This window comes from Actinacidiphila epipremni, assembly GCF_012034175.1.
Taxonomy (GTDB): Bacteria; Actinomycetota; Actinomycetes; order Streptomycetales; family Streptomycetaceae; genus Actinacidiphila; species Actinacidiphila epipremni.
This window is the reverse complement of record NZ_JAATEJ010000073.1, coordinates 1-845: the sequence shown is the minus strand read 5'-3', so window position 1 is coordinate 845 and position 845 is coordinate 1. Positions and strand designations below refer to the sequence as shown.

The 845-nt window shown below is 72.1% G+C and carries 2 protein-coding genes; one reads left to right on the top strand and one right to left on the bottom strand.

Features of this window, described 5'->3' with window-relative positions; translation table 11 throughout:
* Positions 1 to 453: beta-L-arabinofuranosidase domain-containing protein (locus HCN08_RS34480; protein WP_206319600.1), on the bottom strand; the 453-nt coding region annotated here is incomplete at its 3' end.
* Positions 454 to 677: 224 nt separating this feature from the next.
* Here HCN08_RS34480 and HCN08_RS36350 point away from each other — a divergent pair.
* Positions 678 to 845, top strand: a 168-nt coding sequence (locus tag HCN08_RS36350; RefSeq protein WP_265738308.1) for a LacI family DNA-binding transcriptional regulator, incomplete at its 3' end; no start/stop codon positions are given.

The window sequence follows — 845 nt, the reverse complement described above, 5'->3', positions numbered from 1 at the left end:
GTAGAGCTCGTGGCCCCACCGCAGGTCGGTGTACCGGCCGCGGCCCCGGCCGGCCTGGAACCAGGTGTTGAGATAGCCGTCCGGCTGCTGCGCCTCGGCCACCAGCGCGATGATCCGCTCGACGTCGGCGGCCAGTGCGGGTGACGGGGAGCCGGCCAGCTGCCAGGACGCGGCCTCCAGCCATTTGTAGACGTCGGAGTCCATGAACGGGTAGTCGCCACGGAAGTCGCCCTGCGCGCTGCCTGCCGCGAGGCGCAGGTCGTGCAGATTGCCGGCGGATTCCAGCAGGTGCGGCCCTTGCGGGATGCCGACGGCGGCGTTGACCTCGCGGCGGGCGTGCCAGAAGCCGTCCCGGATCTCCGCCGCGGTGGCCGGCCGCAGCCTGATGTGCGCGCCGGCCCCCGGCCGGACGGGGCCGGCCGGAGCGGGCGGTGGCGGATGGGCGTGGGACATGGATCTCCCTGGAGGGGCGGGTGGCGTCGGGGGCCGGGGCGCACGCGCACGCCGGACGGGCCGGGGCGCGCGGGGTGTCGGCGGGTCGACGCAACGTCAGAAAATTTGAGCAACGGTTTTCTTGCCGGAAACCTAGGAGTGCGTGCGGGACGGCGTCAAGGGTCGTGCGGGACCAAATCCGAAACCGCCGCCACTGCTTGGGCTGCGCCGCGGAGCCTGGCAGGATGGGAGATGTTCCGGAACTGAGCAAAGGATTGCCTGTGACTGAGACCGACCGGCGCCCCTCACCGGAGCGTGTCACGCTCACCGATGTCGCCGCACTGGCCGAGGTCAGCGTCGGCACCGCCTCCAAGGCACTGAGCGGCAACGGCCGTATGCGGCCCGAGACGCGT